The organism is Frigoribacterium sp. ME-P-080 (assembly GCF_030209595.1).
Classification (GTDB): Bacteria; Actinomycetota; Actinomycetes; order Actinomycetales; family Microbacteriaceae; genus Frigoribacterium.
This window is the reverse complement of the sequence record NZ_JARVRR010000010.1, coordinates 99803-118847: the sequence shown is the minus strand read 5'-3', so window position 1 is coordinate 118847 and position 19045 is coordinate 99803. Positions and strand designations below refer to the sequence as shown.

15 protein-coding genes are annotated in these 19045 nt (G+C 72.1%); 6 read left to right on the top strand and 9 right to left on the bottom strand.

The window, feature by feature from the left end:
* Nucleotides 1-49: 49 nt before the first annotated feature.
* Together QRN23_RS14710 and QRN23_RS14705 are read right to left on the bottom strand one after the other, a co-directional pair.
* On the bottom strand, nucleotides 50-2674 hold the full coding sequence (locus tag QRN23_RS14710; protein WP_285063943.1) for an ATP-dependent DNA ligase: 2625 nt from the start codon (nucleotides 2672-2674) through the stop codon (nucleotides 50-52).
* Between the two features lie 185 nt (nucleotides 2675-2859).
* Nucleotides 2860-3747: an SDR family oxidoreductase gene (locus QRN23_RS14705; protein WP_285063942.1), complete on the bottom strand. Its 888-nt coding sequence runs from the start codon at nucleotides 3745-3747 to the stop codon at nucleotides 2860-2862.
* Between the two features lie 93 nt (nucleotides 3748-3840).
* Here QRN23_RS14705 and ku point away from each other — a divergent pair, with 93 nt between their 5' ends.
* Nucleotides 3841-4830 (top strand): non-homologous end joining protein Ku, encoded by a 990-nt coding sequence (gene ku / locus QRN23_RS14700; RefSeq protein ID WP_192122652.1) that lies wholly within the window; start codon nucleotides 3841-3843, stop codon nucleotides 4828-4830.
* Between the two features lie 9 nt (nucleotides 4831-4839).
* Here ku and QRN23_RS14695 read toward each other — a convergent pair whose 3' ends face one another.
* Genes QRN23_RS14695 through QRN23_RS14685 form a run of 3 tightly spaced genes read right to left on the bottom strand, consistent with a single transcriptional unit; the run spans nucleotide 4840 to nucleotide 9375 of the window.
* Nucleotides 4840-5118, bottom strand: coding sequence for a DUF7218 family protein (locus tag QRN23_RS14695; protein WP_056048240.1), 279 nt, complete (start codon nucleotides 5116-5118; stop codon nucleotides 4840-4842).
* 40 nt (nucleotides 5119-5158) lie between these two features.
* Nucleotides 5159-7534, bottom strand: a complete 2376-nt coding sequence (locus tag QRN23_RS14690; RefSeq protein ID WP_285063996.1) for a phosphoketolase family protein — start codon at nucleotides 7532-7534, stop codon at nucleotides 5159-5161.
* A 20-nt stretch (nucleotides 7535-7554) separates the two neighbouring features.
* The gene (locus QRN23_RS14685) at nucleotides 7555-9375 is read right to left on the bottom strand and encodes a glycoside hydrolase family 15 protein (protein ID WP_233568530.1); all 1821 of its coding nucleotides are present in this window, start codon (nucleotides 9373-9375) and stop codon (nucleotides 7555-7557) included.
* 239 nt (nucleotides 9376-9614) lie between these two features.
* Between QRN23_RS14685 and QRN23_RS14680 the strand changes: the two genes are divergently transcribed.
* Nucleotides 9615-10487: an SMP-30/gluconolactonase/LRE family protein gene (locus QRN23_RS14680; RefSeq protein ID WP_159826868.1), complete on the top strand. Its 873-nt coding sequence runs from the start codon at nucleotides 9615-9617 to the stop codon at nucleotides 10485-10487.
* 127 nt (nucleotides 10488-10614) lie between these two features.
* On the opposite strand, the gene QRN23_RS14675 is transcribed toward QRN23_RS14680, so the two are convergent.
* Nucleotides 10615-11796, bottom strand: coding sequence for an NAD(P)/FAD-dependent oxidoreductase (locus tag QRN23_RS14675; protein ID WP_123571819.1), 1182 nt, complete (start codon nucleotides 11794-11796; stop codon nucleotides 10615-10617).
* A gap of 85 nt (nucleotides 11797-11881) precedes the next feature.
* On the bottom strand, nucleotides 11882-12421 hold the full coding sequence (locus QRN23_RS14670) for a Dps family protein (protein WP_082460542.1): 540 nt from the start codon (nucleotides 12419-12421) through the stop codon (nucleotides 11882-11884).
* 329 nt (nucleotides 12422-12750) lie between these two features.
* Between QRN23_RS14670 and QRN23_RS14665 the strand changes: the two genes are divergently transcribed.
* Both QRN23_RS14665 and QRN23_RS14660 read left to right on the top strand, forming a co-directional pair.
* Nucleotides 12751-13125, top strand: a complete 375-nt coding sequence (locus QRN23_RS14665) for a hypothetical protein (RefSeq protein WP_056048233.1) — start codon at nucleotides 12751-12753, stop codon at nucleotides 13123-13125.
* A 19-nt stretch (nucleotides 13126-13144) separates the two neighbouring features.
* Nucleotides 13145-13885: an esterase/lipase family protein gene (locus QRN23_RS14660; RefSeq protein WP_159826866.1), complete on the top strand. Its 741-nt coding sequence runs from the start codon at nucleotides 13145-13147 to the stop codon at nucleotides 13883-13885.
* Here QRN23_RS14660 and QRN23_RS14655 read toward each other — a convergent pair.
* Nucleotides 13882-14838 (bottom strand): alpha/beta fold hydrolase, encoded by a 957-nt coding sequence (locus tag QRN23_RS14655; protein WP_123571816.1) that lies wholly within the window; start codon nucleotides 14836-14838, stop codon nucleotides 13882-13884. The two genes, QRN23_RS14660 and QRN23_RS14655, sit on opposite strands and share 4 nt — an antisense overlap.
* A 9-nt stretch (nucleotides 14839-14847) precedes the next feature.
* A complete protein-coding gene (locus tag QRN23_RS14650) occupies nucleotides 14848-15924 on the bottom strand; it encodes an FUSC family protein (protein WP_123571815.1) in 1077 nt (358 codons plus the stop codon).
* A gap of 119 nt (nucleotides 15925-16043) precedes the next feature.
* Here QRN23_RS14650 and QRN23_RS14645 point away from each other — a divergent pair, with 119 nt between their 5' ends.
* Together QRN23_RS14645 and QRN23_RS14640 are read left to right on the top strand one after the other, a co-directional pair.
* Entirely contained in the window at nucleotides 16044-17240 is a 1197-nt protein-coding gene (locus QRN23_RS14645) for a phosphotransferase family protein (RefSeq protein ID WP_285063940.1), read from the top strand.
* Nucleotides 17241-17349: 109 nt separating this feature from the next.
* Complete coding sequence (locus QRN23_RS14640) at nucleotides 17350-18822, top strand: FAD-dependent oxidoreductase (RefSeq protein ID WP_123571813.1); 1473 nt, start codon at nucleotides 17350-17352, stop codon at nucleotides 18820-18822.
* The last annotated feature ends 223 nt before the right edge of the window (nucleotides 18823-19045 follow it).

The following is a 19045-nucleotide window of genomic DNA, read 5'->3' as shown; positions in this document are numbered from 1 at the left end:
CAACACCCGACGGGCGCCGATCGATGCCCCGTCGTCCGACGGCCCGGCCTCAGCCCTCGCGGACGACGTCGTCCGGCGACTTGTCGGGCCGCCACCCGCGCCAGCTCGGCTGCCGCAGCCGCCCGGTCGAGGTCCACTCGGCGATCGACACCTCGCCCACCCGCGACGGGGTGACCCAGTGGGCGCCGCGGGCGTCCACGGCGGGCACACCCACCAAGGGGCTGGTCTTCCGCTCGGCCGCGCGCAACGCCGGCAACAGTTCGTCGAGCTCGCGGTCGGTGAACCCCGTGCCGACCCGGCCGACGTAGTGCAGCCCGTCCTCGCCCGGGACGCCCATCAGGAGTGAGCCGACGCCGTCGGCCCTCCGGCCGGCACCGGGGCGCCAGCCCGCGATCACGACCTCCTGCGTCTGGTGGTGCTTCATCTTGATCCAGGCGCGGGACCGTCGACCGGCGCTGTAGGTCGCGTCGCGCCGCTTGGCGACCACGCCCTCGAGTCGCAGGCGCTTCGAGGTGGCGACCGCCGCCTCCAGGTCCCCGTCGAACGCCGGGGGCACGTCGACGGCCCCGCCGCTCTCGACGATCCGCTCGAGCACCTCACGCCGGTCGTCGTACTCGTCCTTCACGAGCGAGCGCCCCTCGGCCCGCATGACGTCGAACAGCAGCAGCTTCACCGGCGCGCCCGCGGCGGCTCGCGCCACGTCGCGCGAACGCGTCAACCCCATGCGCGTCTGGAGCAGGCCGAAGTCGGGGCAACCCTTCTCGTCGACGGCCACGATCTCGCCGTCGAGCACCGCGCCTCCTTCGCCGTCGACCCGCTCCGCCAGCACCTGCAGCTCGGGGTAGGCCGGGGTCAGGTCGTTGCCGTTGCGGCTGGTCAGCGTGACCGCGCCGTCGTGGACGACCGCCACGGCGCGGATGCCGTCCCACTTCATCTCGAACGCCCAGCCGCCCTCGGAGACGTCGTGCGCGTCGCCCGTCGTCGCCAGCATCGGCGCGACCGGGTCGGGTGCCGCGAACTCCTGCTTCCCGTCGCGAGCCGAGGAGGCGCGGCCCGACCCTCCGGGGGAGCCGCCGGTCGCGTGCGCCGTGCGTGAGGAGTTACCGGCGTCGCCTCGCCGATTCGCCCGCGCGGACGGCGGCAACTCCGGAGAACGCGCGTCTTCGGTCGTCTTCCGGGCTCGATGCGGTCGTCCTCCTGAATTGCCGACGGAAGCGCCGTCGTGCGAGCCGACGTCGCCCGCGTCGTCCTTCATGCGGTGGATGAGCCAGTTCGATTCCGCCCGCCCACCGCCGTGGCCGGTGTGGATCAGCGCGACGCGTCGGGTGCCGCGCTGCTCGCCGTGCAGCACGACGATCACCTCCTTGCCCTCCCGCCACTTCTCGAGCTCGTACTCGCCGGAGTCCCAGATGGTCACCTCGCCGGCGCCGTACTCGCCCTTGGCGATCGTGCCCTCGAAGGTGCCGTACTCGAGCGGGTGGTCCTCGGTCTGGACGGCGAGGTGGTTCGTGCCCGGGTCGTCGGGCTCGCCCTTCGGCAACGCCCAGCTGACCAGCACGCCGTCGTGCTCGAGGCGGAAGTCCCAGTGCAGCGAGCTGGCGTGGTGCTCCTGGATGACGAAGCTCGTGCCGTCGGTCGAGGCAGGGGCCTCGGCGGGCACGGGCTCGGCGGTCTTCGACGCGTCGCGCTTCGAGCGGTAGACCTCGAGGCGGTCGCGCACCTTCTCGGAGGGGTCGTGGTCGGGGGCCTCGGTGTTGCGGAAGTCCTCGCCCAGCTCGCCCGAGGGCACCGGCACGTGCGCCGAGACGTCGGCCAGGGGGTCGCCGCGCCGCTTCAGGCGCGAGAGCACGTCGGTGTACTCGAGCTGCGCCAGGGTCTTCGACGCGAGTTCGCGCCAGGTGCGAGGCATCGCCACGGTCGGCCGGGACCGACCCCGCAGCGAGTACGGGGCGACCGTCGTCTTGTTGCCGTTGTTCTGCGACCAGTCGAGCAGCACCTTGCCCCGGCGGTCGGCCTTGCCCATGGTGCTGAGCACGAGGTCGGGGTGGTCGGCCTCCATCGCACGGGCCAGTTCGTGGGCGACCTCGCCGACCTGGGCACTGGTCTGCCTCCCGTCGAGCCGGGCGTACAGGTGCACGCCCTTGCTGCCGCTCGTCACGGGCATCAGCTCGAGGCCCATGCCCTCGACGATCGGCTTGAGCAGCTGCGCCACGGCGACGCACTCGGCGAGGCCGACGCCTTCACCCGGGTCGAGGTCCAGCACCAGTCGGTCGGGGTTGCGCTGCGCCCCCTTCGGGCCGAACCGCCATTGCGGCACGTGCACCTCGAGCGCGGCGACCTGCGCCAGCCAGGTGAGCGTCGCGACGTCGTTCACCATCGGGTAGACGTTGGCGTGGTCCTTGTGCTCGAGGGTGTGCCGGGCGACCCAGTCGGGCGCGGAGTCGGGCAGGTTCTTCTCGAAGAACACCTCGCCGTCGACGCCGTTCACCCAGCGCTTGCGGGTGGCCGGCCGCCCCTCGACGTGCGGCAGCATCCACTCCGCGACGGCGGCGTAGTAGCCCAGGACGTCGGCCTTGGTGGTGCCGGCATCTGGGTAGAGCACCTTGTCGAGGTTCGTCAGCTGCAACCGGTGCCCGCCGACCTCGACCGTCTCGCCGCGTCCCTTGCCCGCCATCGCGCGCCTCCCTGTCTCGTGTGTTCCTCGTTCTACCCGGGCGTGGGTCCGTGTCGTCGGCGGCGGGTCGGCGCCGACCCGCCGCCGACGACGGGGACCCGCCGGATCGACCACGGCCCGCCTCCCCGCGGGGCGGGACGACGGGCCGTGGCGTCGTCGGGACGACGGAGCCGAGGAGGCGCGGATCAGACCGCGGGCATCGCTCCGGCGATCGTGATGGTCGCGCCCGAGGTGTAGCTCGACTCCGGGCTCACCAGGTGCACGTACGCGGCGGCGAGCTCGGCGGGCTGGCCGGGGCGACCGAACGGCGCCTGGCCGCCGAACTCCGACACCGTCTCGGCGTCGTCGGAGCCGGGCTGCAGGGGCGTCCAGACCGGGCCGGGGGAGACCTGGTTGACGCGGATGCCCTTGGGCGCGAGCTGCTGCGCGAGCCCTGAGGTGAAGACGCCGATCGCACCCTTGGTGAGCGCGTAGTCGATCTTGTCCGGGCTCGGCTGCGTGCCCTGCACCGAGCCGGTCGTCACGATCGACGAACCGGGCTCGAGGTGCGGGATGGCGGCCTGGGTCAGCCAGAACAGCGAGTAGACGTTGGTCTTGATGGTCGAGTCGATGTCCTCCGTGGTGAGCGTGAGGATGTCGTCGTTGCTCTTCATCCGGCCGGCCACCATGACGAGGGTGTCGAGCCCGCCGAACTCGTCGACGGCCTTCTGCACGAGGTCCTCGCAGTACTGCTCGTCCGAGATGTCGCCGGGGACGAGGACGGCCTTGCGCCCCTCGCCCTCGAGCAGGTCGCGCACCTCCTCGGCGTCCTTCTGCTCGCTGGGAAGGTAGCTGAGCACGAGGTCGGCGCCCTCGCGGCTGAGCGCGATCGCGGCGGCGCGACCGATGCCCGAGTCCGCGCCGGTGACGACGCCGCGGAAGCCGGTGAGGCGCTCCTTGCCGACGTAGCTGGTCTCGCCGTGGTCGGGCTTGGGGTCCATCTTCCAGGCCTCGCCCGGCAGCGACTGCTCCTGCTTCGGGAACGGCGGCGCGGGGTAGAGGTCGACCGGGTTCTTCTTGTCGTATTGGCTCATGACGTCCACGGTGCCCTCGCCGCGCCTCGGCCGCTCGGGGGTCTGTACCCCACCGGTGGTCATTCGGAGCGCACGCGGAGAAAGATGAGCGTCATGCGATCGATCTGGAAGGGCGCGATCACGTTCGGGCTCGTCAACGTCCCCGTCAAGTTGTACAGCGCCACCGAGGACCACGACGTGTCCCTGCACCAGGTGCACGACGCCGACGGTGGCCGCATCCGGTACCAGCGGAAGTGCGAGATCTGCGGCAAGGTCGTCGACTACGAGCACATCGACAAGGCGTACGACGACGGCGACCGCACCGTGGTGATCACGGGTGACGACCTGAAGTCGCTGCCCGAGGAGCGCTCGCGCGAGATCGACGTGCTCGAGTTCGTCCCGAGCGACCAGGTCGACCCGATCATGCTCGACCGCAGTTACTTCCTCGAGCCGGACGGCACCTCGCCCAAGGCCTACGTGCTGCTGCGCCGGACCCTCGAGGAGACCGACCGCACGGCCATCGTCCACTTCTCGCTGCGGCAGAAGACCCGGCTCGCCGCCCTGCGCGTCCGCGGCGACGTGCTGATGCTGCAGACCCTGCTCTGGGACGACGAGGTGCGCGAGGCACGGTTCCCGGCGCTCGAGAAGCAGACGCGCGTCAGCGACAAGGAACTCGACATGTCGTCGTCGCTCGTGGACTCGTTGAGCGACGACTTCGAGCCCGCGGACTTCAGCGACGACTACCAGGAGCAGTTGCGACAGCTGATCGACGCGAAGCTGGAGGAAGGCGAGTCGCTCGACACGGACGCCACCTTCGGCGAGAAGCCGGAGGACGACGACGAGGGCGGCGAGGTCATCGACCTGATGGAGGCGCTGCGTCGGTCGGTCGAGAAGAACCGGTCGGGCGGACATCCGAAGCCGACCAAGAAGGCCGCGTCGACGTCGGCGACGAAACCCGCCGCGAAGAAGTCGCCTGCGAAGAAGGAGCCCTCGAAGAAGGAGTCCTCGCGGTCGACGTCCGGAGGGTCGGGTTCCGCGGCGAGGAAGAAGCCCGCCTCGTCCGCCTCCGGCAAGAAGGCGGCCCCGAAGAAGAAGGCCGGCTGACCGCGACGGTCAGTGTTCGCGGAGCGCCTCGATCAGGTCGGCCTTCTTCAGGTCGGAGTAGCCGGTCACGCCGAGTTCCTTCGCGCGTGCCTTGAGTTCCTCCACCGTCCAGTCGTCGTACGACCCGGACTTCCCGCCCTTGGCGGCCACCTTCTTCTCGCTGTTGCCCTTCTGGGCGGCGGCGTTCGAGATGCGCGCGGCCTTCTCCTTCGACGCCCCCTCGTCGCGGAGTGCCTCGTACATGTCGGGGTTCTTCAGCTGCGGGGGAGTCTCGTCCTTCGGCGTCATGCGCCCGACCGTACGCCCGGCGCGGCGGCTTGTCGCACCCCTAGGCGCCGAACTGCCAGCCGGTGACGTCGGGGTGGTCCTCGCCGTGCTCGTAGGCGTACGCCCGGGCCGCCTCGCGCCGCGACTCGACGTCCGCCACCAGCTCGGGGTGCTCGTCGGCCAGGCCCGGTACGCGGTGGAGCACGTCGAGCACCAACCGGTAGCGGTCGATGTCGTTGAGCATGGCCATGTCGAACGGCGTCGTGGTGGTGCCCTTCTCCTGGAAGCCGCGCACGTGCAGGTTCGCGTGGTTCGTGCGGCGGTAGGTGAGCCGGTGGACGAGCGACGGGTAGCCGTGGAAGTCGAAGACGATCGGCTTCGAGGTCGTGAAGAGTGCGTCGAAGTCGTCGTCCGTGAGGCCGTGCGAGTGCTCCCTCGCGTCCTGCAGCCGCATCAGGTCGACCACGTTGACGACGCGCGTGGTCAGGGACGGCAGCACCTGACGGAGCAGGTCGGCGGCCGCCACGGTCTCGAGGGTCGGCACGTCGCCCGCGCAGGCCAGCACCACGTCGGGGTCGACCCCGTCGACGGGAGTCCCCTCGGTGCCTGCCCACTCCCAGATGCCGACGCCGCGTCGGACGTGCTCCTCGGCCTCGGGCAGCGACAGCCAGGCGGGGGATTCCTGTTTGCCGGCGACGATCACGTTGACCGTGTCGGTCGTGCGGAACGCGTGGTCGGCGACGGCGAGCAGCGTGTTGGCGTCGGGGGCCAGGTAGATGCGCACGAGGTGCGCCTGCTTGTTGACGACGACGTCGAGGAACCCGGGATCCTGGTGCGAGAAGCCGTTGTGGTCCTGCCGCCAGACGTGCGACGACAACAGGTAGGTGAACGACGAGATCGGCGCGCGCCAGTCGATCTCGTCGGCACTCTCGAGCCACTTCGCATGCTGGTTGAACATCGAGTCCACGATGTGCACGAAGGCCTCGTAGGTGTTGAGCAGCCCGTGGCGCCCGGTCAGCAGGTAGCCCTCCATGAGTCCCTGCAGCAGGTGTTCGCTCAGCACCTCCATCACGCGGCCGCTTCGGGCCACGTGCTCGTCGTCGGGCCAGATGTCGGCCGCCCACACCCGCTCGGTCACGTCGAACACCGGGTCGAGTCGGTTGGACACCGTCTCGTCGGGCCCGAAGAGACGGAAGGTCGACGGGTTGTCGCGCACGATCTCGGCGAGCCACCGGCCGAGGACGCGTGTGGCCTCGGCCTGGGTGCGGCGATCGTCGGAGGTCTCGACCGCGTGCGCACGGTAGTCCGTGAGGTGCAGGTCACGACGCACGAGACCACCGTTGGACGCCGGGATCGCGCTCATGCGCTTCGCTCCCCGCGGGCGGAGTCCGTCGAGCCAGGCCACCGGCCGACCCGTCTCGTCGAAGAGCTCGTCGGCGCCGTACGACCGCATCCAGTCGTCGAGCTGCGCCCGGTTACCGTCGTCCTCGCGCACGCCGCTGAGCGGCACCTGGTGTGCGCGCCAGGTGCCCTCGACGCGCTCGCCGTCGACGACCTTCGGGCCCGTCCACCCCTTGGGGGTCCGCAGCACGATCATGGGCCACCGCGGGCGTGCGGTGCCGTCGCCGTCGCGGGCCTCCCGCTGCAGCTCGTCGATGCGGAGGAAGGCGTGGTCGAGGGCGGCGGCCATGCGCTCGTGCACCCGCATCGGGTCCTCGCCGTCGAAACCGCCCGCGACGACGAGCGGCTCGTATCCGTAGCCCCGCATCAGCTCGAGCAGTTCGCCCTCGGGGATGCGCGAGAGCACCGTCGGGTTGGCGATCTTGTAGCCGTTGAGGTTGAGGATCGGCAGCACGGCCCCGTCGTGTCGGGCGTCGAGCAGCTTGTTCGCGTGCCAGCTCGTCGCCAATGGCCCGGTCTCGGCCTCGCCGTCGCCGATGACGCAGACGGCCACCAGGTCGGGGTCGTCGAGCACCGCACCGTAGGCGTGGCTCAACGAGTACCCGAGTTCACCGCCCTCGTTGATCGACCCCGGGGTCTCGGGTGCCGCGTGCGACGGGATGCCGCCCGGGAACGAGAACTGCGTGAAGAGCTTCTGCAGTCCCGCCGCGTCTTGCGTCACCTCGGGGAACAGCTCGCTGTAGGTGCCCTCGAGGTACGTGTTGGCGACCATGGCCGGCCCGCCGTGCCCCGGGCCGCAGACGTACAAGAGGTCGCGGTCGTCGCGCCGGATCACGCGGTTGAGGTGCGCGTAGACGAAGCTCAGCGCGGGCGACGTGCCCCAGTGGCCGAGGAGGCGCGGTTTGATGTCGTCGCGCGCGATCGGCCGCGTGAGCAGCGCGTTGTCCATCAGGTAGATCTGCCCGACGGTCAGGTAGTTGGCGGCCCGCCACCACGCGTCGACGAGAGCGAGGTCGTCGGGGGTCGCCGGTGGCATCGGCGTCGAGTGGTCGTTCGTCACTGGCCCTCCATGTCGTCGGTGGTGCCCTCACGGCTCATCTCGTCGATGGTGATCGCCGCGTTGACGAGGGCGAGGTGGCTGAGGCCCTGCGGCACGTTGCCGAGGAACTGCCCGTCGTCGGCGCTGATCATCTCGGTCAGCAGGCCCACGTCGTTCGGCTGCTGCACGAGCTGGTCCATCAGCTCGACCGCTTCCTCCTGACGGCCCACGCACGCCAGGGCGCTGGCGAGCCAGAAGGCACAGGCCACGAACGTGCCTTCCTCCTGATCGACCTCGCTGTAGCGGAACAGCAGGGGGCCGGCCGAGAGCCCGCGCTGCATCGCGTCGATGGTGCGGGACATGCGCTCGCCGCGGTCGAAACCGCTGGGGGCGTGCAGCAGCACCGACGCGTCGAGCTTCTCGCTGCCCGGGTACATGACGTACGAGCCGATCTTCTCGTTCCAGCCGTGCTCGGCGACCCAGTCCTCGATCAGGTCGCGGTTCTTCCGCCAGAAGACGACGTCCTCGGGGTCGGGGTGCATCTGGCCGACCTCGGTGAGGTGCAGGGCGGCGTCGATGGCCTGCCAGCAGCCCATCTTGCTGCTCACGTAGTGCTGCTCGTCCGGCAGCTCCCACATGCCCGAGTCCTTCTCCTGCCAGCGGCGGCAGGCGTCGTCGGCGAAACCGGCGAGCAGGTCGCCGGTGGACTCGTCGAGGATGTTGCCGTCGGCCGCGTACTGGCTCATGATCGCCAGGATGTCGGCGTAGGTGCCGAGCTGCAGCTGCTCGCCCGCCGGATTGCCCTTGTAGACCGGGCCGATGCCGCGCCAGCCCTCGGACCCCGTCTCGTGGGTGCCGTCCGGCACCGAGCCGTCGAGGTTGAGGAAGATGTGCATCGTGCGGCCGTTGGCCTTGAGCGCCGAGAGCAACCACGAGACGGCTGCCTGGGTCTCTTCTCGCAGGCCGAAGCGGACGAGCGCGTTCACCGTGTAGGCCAGGTCGCGTACCCAGGCGAAGCGGTAGTCCCAGTTCTTGTCCCCGGTGAAGTTCTCGGGCAGGGCCGCCGTGGCGGCTGCCGCGATCGCGCCGGTGGGGCTGAAGATCAGCAGCTTGAGCGCGAGGGCGCTGCGCTGCACGGCGTCGGACCACGGGCCGTCCCAGTTGAACTCGTCCGACCAGGTCTGCCAGTTGCGGACCGTGCGGTCGATGCCCTGGTCGACCACGTGCGGGTCGGGCAGGTGCAGGGGTTCGTCCTCGACGCCGCAGAGACAGATCAACGAGCGCGACCCCTCGTGGGTGGTGAACTCGCCCCAGAACCGGTGCGGCCCGCCGTGGGCCTCTCCGTCGCCGGGTTCGACCGAGTCGAGGCGGCCGTGCTCGAAGCCGACGAGCGCCAGGTTGATGTCGGCGGCGCGCAGGACCGGCCCGTGCAACGTGTCGACCCGGCGAATCGGGTGCGTGCCGAACGTGTTGCCCGGGATCACCGCCCAGCGCATGGCGACCGACCCCGTCACGCCCTCGATGCGGCGGGCGAGCTCGGCCCAGGGCAGCCGACCGGCGATGCCCGTGACGAGGGCGTCCGTGATCTCGACGACGCCCGTGGAGGTGCGGAAGCGGGTCACGAGGACGTTCGTGTTCTCGACGTACTCGCGCTGCACCTCGAAGTCGTCGTCGACGGGACGCAGCTCGATGCGTCCGCCCTTGCCGGCGTCGACGATGCCGGAGAACACCGGGTCGCTGTCCATGTCGGGCATCGGCAGCCAGTCGATCTGGCCGTCGCGGGCGATGAGGGCGACGGTCCGACCGTCGCCGATCGCCCCGTAGGAGCGCAGCGGCACGTAGCCGTCGTCCCGGGGGTCGGGGCGGTGCCATTCGCCGGCGGCGGCCGTCGTCGCGCCGAAGTGGTCGGCCTGGATGTCGTCGGTGGTCTCGAGGGTGTCCGTCACGCCTCCTACGGTGGCCCAGCGCGCCTCCTCGTGCCCGTCCCTCGCAGTGTTCTGTGTGCCAACAACGGCCTCCGTACCCCTGGGGGCGAGAAAAGGAGCCGGTGGACATGTCGGGCGGGTAGACCGGTCGGATGCCTCTTCCGACCGGAACCACGTCCGAGCCCCGCTTGTTCTTCGACGCGAAGGCCACGCTCGGCGAGAGTCCCGTCTGGGACGTCGACGCCCACGAGCTGGTCTGGACCGACATCACGAACGGCCTCCTGCACCGCACGTCGGCCGACGGCACGAGGGACACGACCGTCGTCGTCGACCCGCCCCTGCCGAGCTTCCAGCGTCGGCGCGGCGGTGGCCTGATCGCGGCCCTCGACGACACCGTCGTCGTCATGCGGGACGACGGGACCGAGCAGCGGACGATCGCGACCGTCGACCACGCCGACGAGCGCCTGCGCCTCAACGAGGGCAAGTGCGACCCGTTCGGCGCCTTCGTCGTCGGTGCGACCGACCCCGAGGGCAGCCCCGTGGCCGGTCTCTACCGCGTGGCCCCGGACGGCACGCTCACGCAGCTCCGCGACGACTTCGCCACGACCAACGGGTTCGAGTGGAACGACGACGGCAGCGAGATCTACCTCACCGACACCGGCGACGACACGATCTACCGAGCCTCGTGGGATGCCGACGGCACCCTGGGCGAGCTCGTCCCGTTCTCGTCCCAGGGCGCCCACGACGGCCTGGCCCGCGACGAGCGGGGAGAGTTCTGGGGTGCCATCTACGGCGAGGGCAAGGTGGTGCACCTGGACGTCGACGGTGGTCTCGTCGACGAGATCACCCTCCCGGTGCCGAACGTCACCGGCATCGGCTTCGGTGGTGACGACCTGCGGACGTTGTTCGTGCTGTCGGCCCGCGAGGGGCTGAGCGACGAACAGCTCGAGGAGTTCCCGCTGAGCGGCGGCATCTTCGCGCTGGACCTCGACCGGGCGGCTCGCCCGCCGTTCCTGTTCGGCTGAGACCGCCGCCCGTGCGGGCGGGCCCCCCGGGGACGCCCGGCCCGTCGCCCCTGCGACGACCCTCCGACGCGACGACGCCCGCCCGGTCAGCCGATCGGGCGGGCGTCGTCGTGCCGACGGCGCGTCCTCAGATGCGCCCCACGAGCTCGTCGCGCGGCACGACGCCCGCCGCGATGACGGTGCGGGCCGCGTCACGCGCCTCCTCGACGTTCCAGAGCAGCACGCCCTCGACCGCGCCGTCGTCGCCCAGGTAGTACGCCACGGCCTCGCCCTCGCCCTTGTCGTCGACGATCGTCTCGAGCGACGCGTCGAGCGTGCCGACGGCCTCGTACGAGAGGTCGAAGACCTTCGAGTAGTAGTACGGCGTGTGGTCGTAGACCTCGTCGGCGCCGGTCATGTTGCGACCGACGACGGGGCCCTGCGACTTCGCGTTGTCGACGTGCTCGACGCGGCGGCGCCCGAGGATCGCGTCCGGGTACGAGGCCACGTCGCCGGCGGCGAACACGTTCGGGTCGCTCGTCCGCAGGTGCTCGTCGACCACGATGCCGTCGTCCACGGCCAGACCCGCGTCGGCCGCGAGCTGGTCGTCGACCGAGATGCCGAGCCCCACGACGACCGCGTCGGCGTCGAGGGTCGAGCCGTCGTCGAGCCGGAGGTGGACGCCGGCGTCGTCGGCCGTGCCGCTCTCGACGCGACGTCCGCGCGCCAGCTCGACCCGCGCCTCCTCGAATCTCTTCTCGAACGACGAGGCGAGGGACGCGGGGAACACCGATCCGCCGAGCACGTCGTCGGGGAAGACCAGCGTCACGCGGGTGTCGTTCTGCACGAGGGCCGCGGCGAGCTCGGTGCCGATGTAGCTGCCGCCCACGACGACGACGTGCCGGCCGCCGCCCGAGAGCGAGCGGAGTCGGCGGTAGTCCTCGGCGGTCCGGAAGTACACGACGCGGTCGTCGTCCGGCAGGTCGAGGGCGACGGGGCTGCCTCCGGTGGCGAGCAGCAGGGCCCCGTAGCCGATCACGTCGCCGCGGTCGGTGGTCACGGTGCGGGCCTCGCGGTCGATCGACTCGACGAGCGTGCGCAGCCGGATCTCGGCACCCGAGTCGGCGACGGTGCCGAGAGCGTTGTCGGCCTCGGTGTAGTCGGGGTCGGTCCAGAGCTTCTTCGACAGCGCCGGGCGCGTGTACGGCGCGTCGACGTCGGCGCTGACGATCAGCACCGACGCGTCCGGGGTGGTGTCGTGGATGGCCTTCGCGGCGGCGTCGGCGGTCATGCCGCCGCCCACGATGACGTGGTCGAACGATTCGGTCATGGGGTCGTCCTCTCGACGAGAGAGGGCACCGCCCGGGAGGCGCGGGTGGCGCGCTCCCGGACGGTGCCCTCGTGAGGTGGTCGGGTCAGTTGGCGACGGCGCCGACGCGGTCGAGGCCCTCGGCCGCGGCGTCCTCGTCACGCTGACGCGTGTCGTCCTGGCGGGCGTCCTTCTCAGGGTGGCGGTTCTCGGCGCCGGTCATCCAGGCGAGCTGCTCGAGGCGCTCGAGGATGCTGTGCAGCACGTCGGCCGTCGTGGGGTCCTCGTCGTCGACGTCGTCGTGGACCGTGCGCATCGTGCCGGTGACGGCGTACATGCGGTCGACGATGAGGTCGACCACCGCGGTGGTCTCGACGGGGCCCGCGGGGAACTCGGGCAGGCTCGTGCCGCGGGTGACGGTCGAGGTGCGGCCGTCGGGGATCAGGTAGACGGCGCGCATGCGCTCGGCCACCTCGTCGCTGAACTCGCGGGCCGCGTCGACGATCTCGTCGAGCTGCAGGTGGAGGTCGCGGAAGTTCGAGCCGAGCAGGTTCCAGTGCGCCTGCTTGCCCTGGACGTGCAGCTCGATGAGGTCGACGAGGACCTTCTGCATGTTGTCGCGGAGTTGGTCGGATCCCTGGAACATGATGTCTCCCGTTCGTCGTGGGTTCGTGCGGAGTCGTCGCACCGGTGGGTGCGACGTGGACGGTAGACCGTGGGCCCGGGCGACGGCTCAGCCTTCGGGGGACAGCTCGACCGACGACGGGTGGGGACGCCGGGGCGCGTCGGCCCGAGGGGTCGCCGGCGCAGGCCGTCCCGAGCCGGTCCAGGGGGTCGCTCGCCGCCGTGATCCACTCGTGATCGAGGGTGCTGGAGCCCGGACCGTACTGGATGGTATGTTCGCCTGCATCGGCACCGAAGCCGACGCCCGGCCGTGGGTACCCGATCCGTGGCCATGCTCTGAGGGGGGCTGACATGGCACGAGCGGTACCCGGACGCGCCGACCGTCACGGTTTCGACGCGGTCGAGATCACGAGGCTGCGACGAGAGATCGAGAGCGCCTGGGGGGCGTTCGACGACATCGAGCAGATGGACTTCGCCCACCGGGTGAGGGTCGTCCACGGGCTGACCGACTCCCTGCCGGACGCGGCGAGCGCGGCGGCCCGCGCGGGGCTCGGGCGACTCGCCCTGGCGCTGCTCGACGACGCGTCGGAGTTCCCGCCGCCGTGGGCGTCGATCTGCGGCCGCTGGGACGTCACGCTCGAGATGGCCCGGGCCGCGGTCGAGTCGATCGCCTGGCCGGAGGGCGAGCCCTGGGGCGAGCTGCCCCTGGTGGGCACCGCCGCCTGACGTCGCCTAGCGTGGCGGCATGAGCTCCACACCGTCGCGTGGCCACGGACGTCGCCGGGTCGGCCTCTGGCGCTTCGTCCGCACGGTCGTGCTCGACTACCGGTACGTCTGGTGGGTGCACCTCGTCCCGCGGTCGGGCCGGGTGGTGCCGCGTCGCTACCGTGACGGCGACCGTGAGCCCGTCCTGCTGCTGCCCGGCGTCTACGAGACCTGGCGCTTCCTCCGACCCGTGGCCGACCGGCTGAACGATCGGGGTCACCCGATCGTCGTGGTGCCCGGCATGGGCCACAACCGTCGTCCGATCGCGGCCACCGCCGAGGTGGCCCAACGCATCCTCGACGCCCACGACCTGCGGGACGTCGTCGTGCTGGCCCACAGCAAGGGCGGGCTCGTCGGCAAGACCATGATGGTCTCGACCGACGCCGAGCGACGCATCACCCGCATGGTGACGGTCAACAGTCCCTTCTCGGGGTCGCGCTGGGCGAGGGTGCTGCCGGTCAGGGCGCTGAGGCCCTTCTCGCCCCGGGACGCCGACCTGTTGCGGCTCGCGGGACAGCGTGAGGCGAACGGGACCATCACGTCGATGGCGTCGCGGTTCGACGCCCACGTCACCGAGGGCAGCGTCCTGCCGGGGGCCGTCAACCTCGAGTTCCCGGTCGACGGCCACTTCCGGCCGCTGGGCCACGCGCGGTGCGTCGCGATGATCGTGCGCGAGGTCGAGGCCGGGGCGGGCTCGGCGGCGTCGGCCGAGGCGTCCTAGCCCTCGACCCAGCCGAGGGCCCGCAAGGTCTCGTGGGGCCGTTCGACGTGGGCGAAGTGCCCGCAGTCGGCGAGGAGGGTCGTCCGGGCGTGCCGCACGACGTCGGCCAGGCGGTCGAGGTCGGACGACCGGGCGAAGACGTCGTCGGCTCCGCTGACGGCGGCGACGTCGCACTCGATGCCTCGCCACCGGGTCGCGTCGTACCCCTGCCCCGACCTCGACGCCGCCAGGAAGCCCCGGGGCCTGAGCTCGGCCACGAACGCCTCGAGCACCGAGCGTGGGACGCGGTCGACGTGGCGGAAGACGGGTGACGACAGTGTTCGCAGCAGTCCGATGCGGGCCGCGCCGCGCAGCAGGGACGCGGAGGCGCGGGGCAGCACCCCGAACGCCGCGCGCAGCAGCGTGAAGGCCGGCAGCCGCACGAGGCCCCGCACCGGGTGCGTCACGGCGTCGATCGCCGAGAAGGACGTGGCCGACACGACCGAGACGCTGAGCACCAGGTCGGGTCGGACGGCCGCCAGGTGCAGGGCGACGAACGCGCCCATCGAGTGACCGACGAGGTCGAACTCGGTGACGCCCAGCGCCTCGGCGACCTCGACCACCACGGCGGCGGCCGACTCGACGTCGAGGCCCGGGTCCGGCTCGGGCGAGGCGCCCCACCCCGGCAGGTCGATGAGCACCGGGCGGGAGACGACCGCGTCCACCTCGCGGGCGGCCTGCAGCAGGGGGGTCCACGTCGTCCACGAACCAGCCGCCCCGTGCAGCAGGACGGTCGCCCGGCGGCGCGAGGACCGGTCGGCCGACGCCGTCGCGTGGTGCACGACCGTCCGGCCGTGTGCCGTCTCGATCGTCGAGCGGGTGAGCCCGAGGGCACCGGGCTCGGTCACCAGCGCGAACGGGGCGTAGCGGTCGAGGGTCGGGTCGGCCACCCCTGTCGCCCGGCCCCGTCGCATCGTCGGATGCTACCCGATGATCTCCTCGCGCACGCGGCGCAGGTCCTCGAGCAGCGACCCGACCAGCACCCAGTTGTCCGGGTCGGGGCGCAGCACGCTCACCGGCGACGTGAGCGCCGGGCCGTCGTCGTGCCCGGTGCCCGTCGCGGGACCGCCGGTGGCGTCGGGGAGGCGGGAGGCGCGCCCGGCCGGCAGCGCCTCCTCGGTGGTCCGCGCCAGCAGGCGCACGTCGTGGGCGGCTCGTCGGAGGTCTTCGGCGATGCTCTGCACCACGGGGTCGTCGGACAGCCCGGGGTCGTAGTTGTCGTGGACCGACCGCACCATGCCGACCACCCGGTTGACGAGCACGGTGAGGCGCCGCAGCAGCGCCGCGTCGGCCTCGAGGACGCTGCGGTTGCGGCTCGCACGGGGGTTGAGCTGGAGGCTCTCCTCGCCCGCGGTGACCGCGTCGACCGCCCGGGCCTGGGCCACCCTGAGCTCGCGGGCCCTGGTCAGGCCCGTGGCGAGCCGCGACCCGTCGACCGGTTCGTCGAGCACGGCGGCGGTCTCGTCGAGCACGGACGCGATGTCGCGCGCGAGCCGTCCGACGGCGAGGTGCGCGGGGGCGAGGGCGACGGGAGGCACGATCAACGCGTTGATCGCGAGCGCGATGGCCGCACCGATGATCGTCTCTAGCACCCGGTCGAGCGCGTAGTCGGGGGTCTGGGCGCCGATCGCCAACACGAGCATCGCCGAGATCGGCACCTGGTTCGCCGAGCTCGGCGTGAGCCGGAAGGCCCAGGCCACGAGCAGGCTCACCACGACGATCGCCAGCACGATCCAGGTCGCGTCGCCGAACAGCTGGCCGGCCGCGAAGGCGATGAGCACGCCGGCGATGACGCCGACGCTGCGCTCGAGGCCGCGCACGAACGACTGGTTGACGCTCGGCAGCACCACGAGCAGGGCCGCGATCGCGGCGAAGATCGGCAGGGGCTGCTGCAACAGGGCCACCGAGGCGAACCAGGCCGCCATCACCGCGACGCTCGTCTTCACCACCTGGAGCAGGGGCGTGCGCTTCGTCTGCCGGATGCGCGAGACGACCTTCACGCCCTCCAGGGTAGACGGGGAGGCGCCGCCCGCGTCGCTACGTCGCGACAGGTCACGAAACGGTCACCCCGCCCGCGCCTCCCCACCGATCGGTCCGGCTGCTGGTTGACTGCGTCCTCGTGTGGCCCAACTCCGCCGAGGTGCTCCCCGCCGCGTTCGCGAACTCGGGGCTGACCGTCGTCGCCTTCCGACCCCACTCGGTCGAGCCCTCGGGCGCCGGGTTCCTCTACGGCTACGAGGTCGACACGGTCGACCCGGTCGGCGCGACCTCGACCGTGCTGACGTTCATCGACACCGACACCCGGGCCGCCGACGAGTCCTCGGTGCTCACCCGCGACCCGACCACCGGTCAGCCGCTCGCCGTCTGGGCCTACCCGGCCGACCCGATGCTGCCGGCGCTCGCCGGGGCCACGTATCCCGACCGGGTGGCCGACGCGCTCGCGGCGCTCGGCGTCGTCGTCACCGAACCGCGGCTGAGCGTCGCGGCGTACCGACCCGGCAAGCGCGCCGTCATCCGACTCGATGCCGCCGAGACCACCGTCTTCCTCAAGGTGGTCCGCCCCGACCGGGTGGCACCGATCGTCGCCCTGCACGAGGCGTTCCGGGCGCAGGGGCTGCCGGTGCCCGCCGTGCTCGCCTCGCGGGCGGACGGCCTGCTCGTCCTCGAACGCGTCCCGGGGGTGCCGGCCGGGCAGCGCGTCGTCGAGCTCGTCGACGACCCGCGGTTCGTCGAGCAGATGGTCGACCTCGGCACGCGCATCGCCCGCGTCGACGTGGTGGCGCGGGCGCAGTCCGACGCCCTCGACCACGGAGCCTGGCACCGCTCGACGCTGCGCGCCGCGCTGCCCGACCGGGCGACCGAGATCGACGGCCTCTACGACGAGATCGACCGGCGCCGCGCCTCATCCGCCTCGGACGCCCTCGCCGTGATCCACGGCGACCTGCACCTCGAGCAGCTCTTCGTGCACCCGTCCGAGCCGTGGCGGGTCACCGGTCTGCTCGACGTCGACACCGCGGGGCTCGGGCACCCGGCGCGCGACGCGGCGGCCCTCGTCGCCCATCTGGTCGTGACGGGACAGTGGCACCGGGGCAACGGCGACGAGGCCCAGGCCCGGGCCTGCGAACGCCTCGCCGACGACGTGACGCGCGCCTGGGTCGAACGCCTGCCCGGCCTGGCCGACCGGCTCGCGCCGGGCGTCGCGTCGCAGCTGCTCGCCCACGCCGGCGGACAGGCCACGCTCGGCACCGACACGGGCCGCCGCAAGGCCGTCCAGCTGATCGGTGCCGCCGCGGGCACCCTCGCCCGCCCCGCCTGACAGCCCGCCCCTCCGCCGCCCACCCACGGACGGGTCCGCCGCGCACCCACGGACGGGCGGACGGGCCTACCGTGGCGCGCAGCACCCACCCGCGCACCCGGAGGCCCCCATGCCGTCACCCTGGCTCGACGCCGCTCCCGACGTCACCACCGACAGGATCGACCCCGAGACCGTCTACGACGACGTGATCGTCGGCGGGGGCCTGACCGGACTCGTCACCGCCTTGCTGTTCGCGCGTCGCGGTCACCGGGTCGCCGTCCTGGAGGCGCGCACGGTCGGCAGCGTCGCGAGCGGCAGCGGGTCCGCGTCGATGTCGCTGCTGCAGGGCAGGCAGCTCCAGCGCATCCGCACGAACACCTACCAGAGCGTCGTCGACGCCTACGTCGCGGCCAACCGGGCGGGCTTCGACTGGATGGTCGACTACCTCGACGAGGCCGGCGTCGAGGTCGAGCGCCGGGACGCCTTCAGCTACGCGACGACCCGGGCCGGGCTCGCCACGGTCGACGACGAGTACCTCGTCGCGAGGAAGGCCGGCCTCCCCGTCGTCAAGGAGTTCGGCCTCGACCTCCCGTTCGGCACGACCGGCGGACTCCGGTTGCCCGACCAGGCGCAGTTCGACCCCGTGCAGGCGATCGTCGCGCTGGTGGCGGACGTCCGGGCGCTCGGTGGCGTCGTCGTCGAGGGGGTGCGCGTCACCGGCGTCGACGCGACGAATCCGACGGTGACCCACAGCGACGGTCCCGACGTCCGCGGCCGCCGCGTGCACGTCACGACGGGCAGCCCCGTGCTCGACCGCGGCCTCTACTTCGCCAAGCTCCGCAGCGAGCGCTCCTACGGCCTGGCCTTCGAGGGCGTCGACGACCTGCCGGACGGCATGTACCAGGCGGTCGACGGCCCCACCCGGTCGTTCTCCGCGGTGGGCGACCGCCTCGTGACCGGCGGCAACCGGCACCCGGTGGGTCGCGCCTCCTCGACGATCGCGATGGTCGACGACCTCGCCGAGTGGACGACGCGCCACTGGCCGGGTGCGCGGCCGACCCACTCGTGGAGCGGTCAGGACTACGGCACGCCGCACCACGTGCCGTTCGTCGGCTGGCTGCCGCGGGGTCGGGGCCGCATCTACCTCGCGACCGGCTACGAGCACTGGGGGCTGACGAACGCGGTCCAGGCCGCGATGACCCTCGTGTCGGACGTGCTCGGCGACCCGCAGCCCTGGATGACCACGCTGCACGGGCGGGTCACGACGCCGATCGCCATCGCGTCGGGGATCGGCATCAACGCGGCCGACGCGTGGTGGGCGGCCAAGGGCTGGGCCGGCGCGATGACCCGCCGTCTGGTCGCCGTCGCCCCCGCCGAGGGCCAGGGCGAGGTGGGCCGCTCGGGTGGCTTCGCCCCCGTCGCGCGCTCGACCGTCGACGGCGAGGTGTGCACCGTGTCGGCTATCTGCCCGCACCTCGTCGGCATCGTCACCTGGAACGACTCCGAACGGTCGTGGGACTGCCCGCTGCACGGGTCGCGGTTCGCCGCCGACGGCAGCGTGCTCGAGGGGCCGGCGACCCGCGGCCTGCGTCGTCGCGGCTGACGCGTCGTCGGCCCGTCGGGACCGGGCCCCGAGACACGAGGAGGCGCTGGTGGCGTACCGGCGCGTCGTACGCGTAAACTGTCCCCAGCTTCACCGCCCGGGTGTTCTCCGGTCCGCGCCTCCTCCGGTGCGAGTCGACACCTCGGCGTGACGGGGCTTCGGGGCACGTGCCGTCGTCGGACTGCCCGCCACGAAGGTCGCCCGTCGCGAAGCCGGTACAGCT

What these genes read in the sequence shown, in the direction of transcription:
- ku (WP_192122652.1), top strand. Translation starts at nt 3,841, where the DNA reads ATGCGATCGATCTGGAAGGGCGCGATCACGTTCGGGCTCGTCAACGTC.
- QRN23_RS14640 (WP_123571813.1), top strand. Translation starts at nt 17,350, where the DNA reads ATGCCGTCACCCTGGCTCGACGCCGCTCCCGACGTCACCACCGACAGG.
- QRN23_RS14655 (WP_123571816.1), bottom strand. Translation starts at nt 14,838, where the DNA reads ATGCGACGGGGCCGGGCGACAGGGGTGGCCGACCCGACCCTCGACCGC.
- QRN23_RS14675 (WP_123571819.1), bottom strand. Translation starts at nt 11,796, where the DNA reads ATGACCGAATCGTTCGACCACGTCATCGTGGGCGGCGGCATGACCGCC.
- QRN23_RS14660 (WP_159826866.1), top strand. Translation starts at nt 13,145, where the DNA reads ATGAGCTCCACACCGTCGCGTGGCCACGGACGTCGCCGGGTCGGCCTC.
- QRN23_RS14670 (WP_082460542.1), bottom strand. Translation starts at nt 12,421, where the DNA reads ATGTTCCAGGGATCCGACCAACTCCGCGACAACATGCAGAAGGTCCTC.
- QRN23_RS14695 (WP_056048240.1), bottom strand. Translation starts at nt 5,118, where the DNA reads ATGACGCCGAAGGACGAGACTCCCCCGCAGCTGAAGAACCCCGACATG.
- QRN23_RS14665 (WP_056048233.1), top strand. Translation starts at nt 12,751, where the DNA reads ATGGCACGAGCGGTACCCGGACGCGCCGACCGTCACGGTTTCGACGCG.
- QRN23_RS14680 (WP_159826868.1), top strand. Translation starts at nt 9,615, where the DNA reads ATGCCTCTTCCGACCGGAACCACGTCCGAGCCCCGCTTGTTCTTCGAC.
- QRN23_RS14690 (WP_285063996.1), bottom strand. Translation starts at nt 7,534, where the DNA reads ATGCCACCGGCGACCCCCGACGACCTCGCTCTCGTCGACGCGTGGTGG.
- QRN23_RS14710 (WP_285063943.1), bottom strand. Translation starts at nt 2,674, where the DNA reads ATGGCGGGCAAGGGACGCGGCGAGACGGTCGAGGTCGGCGGGCACCGG.
- QRN23_RS14705 (WP_285063942.1), bottom strand. Translation starts at nt 3,747, where the DNA reads ATGAGCCAATACGACAAGAAGAACCCGGTCGACCTCTACCCCGCGCCG.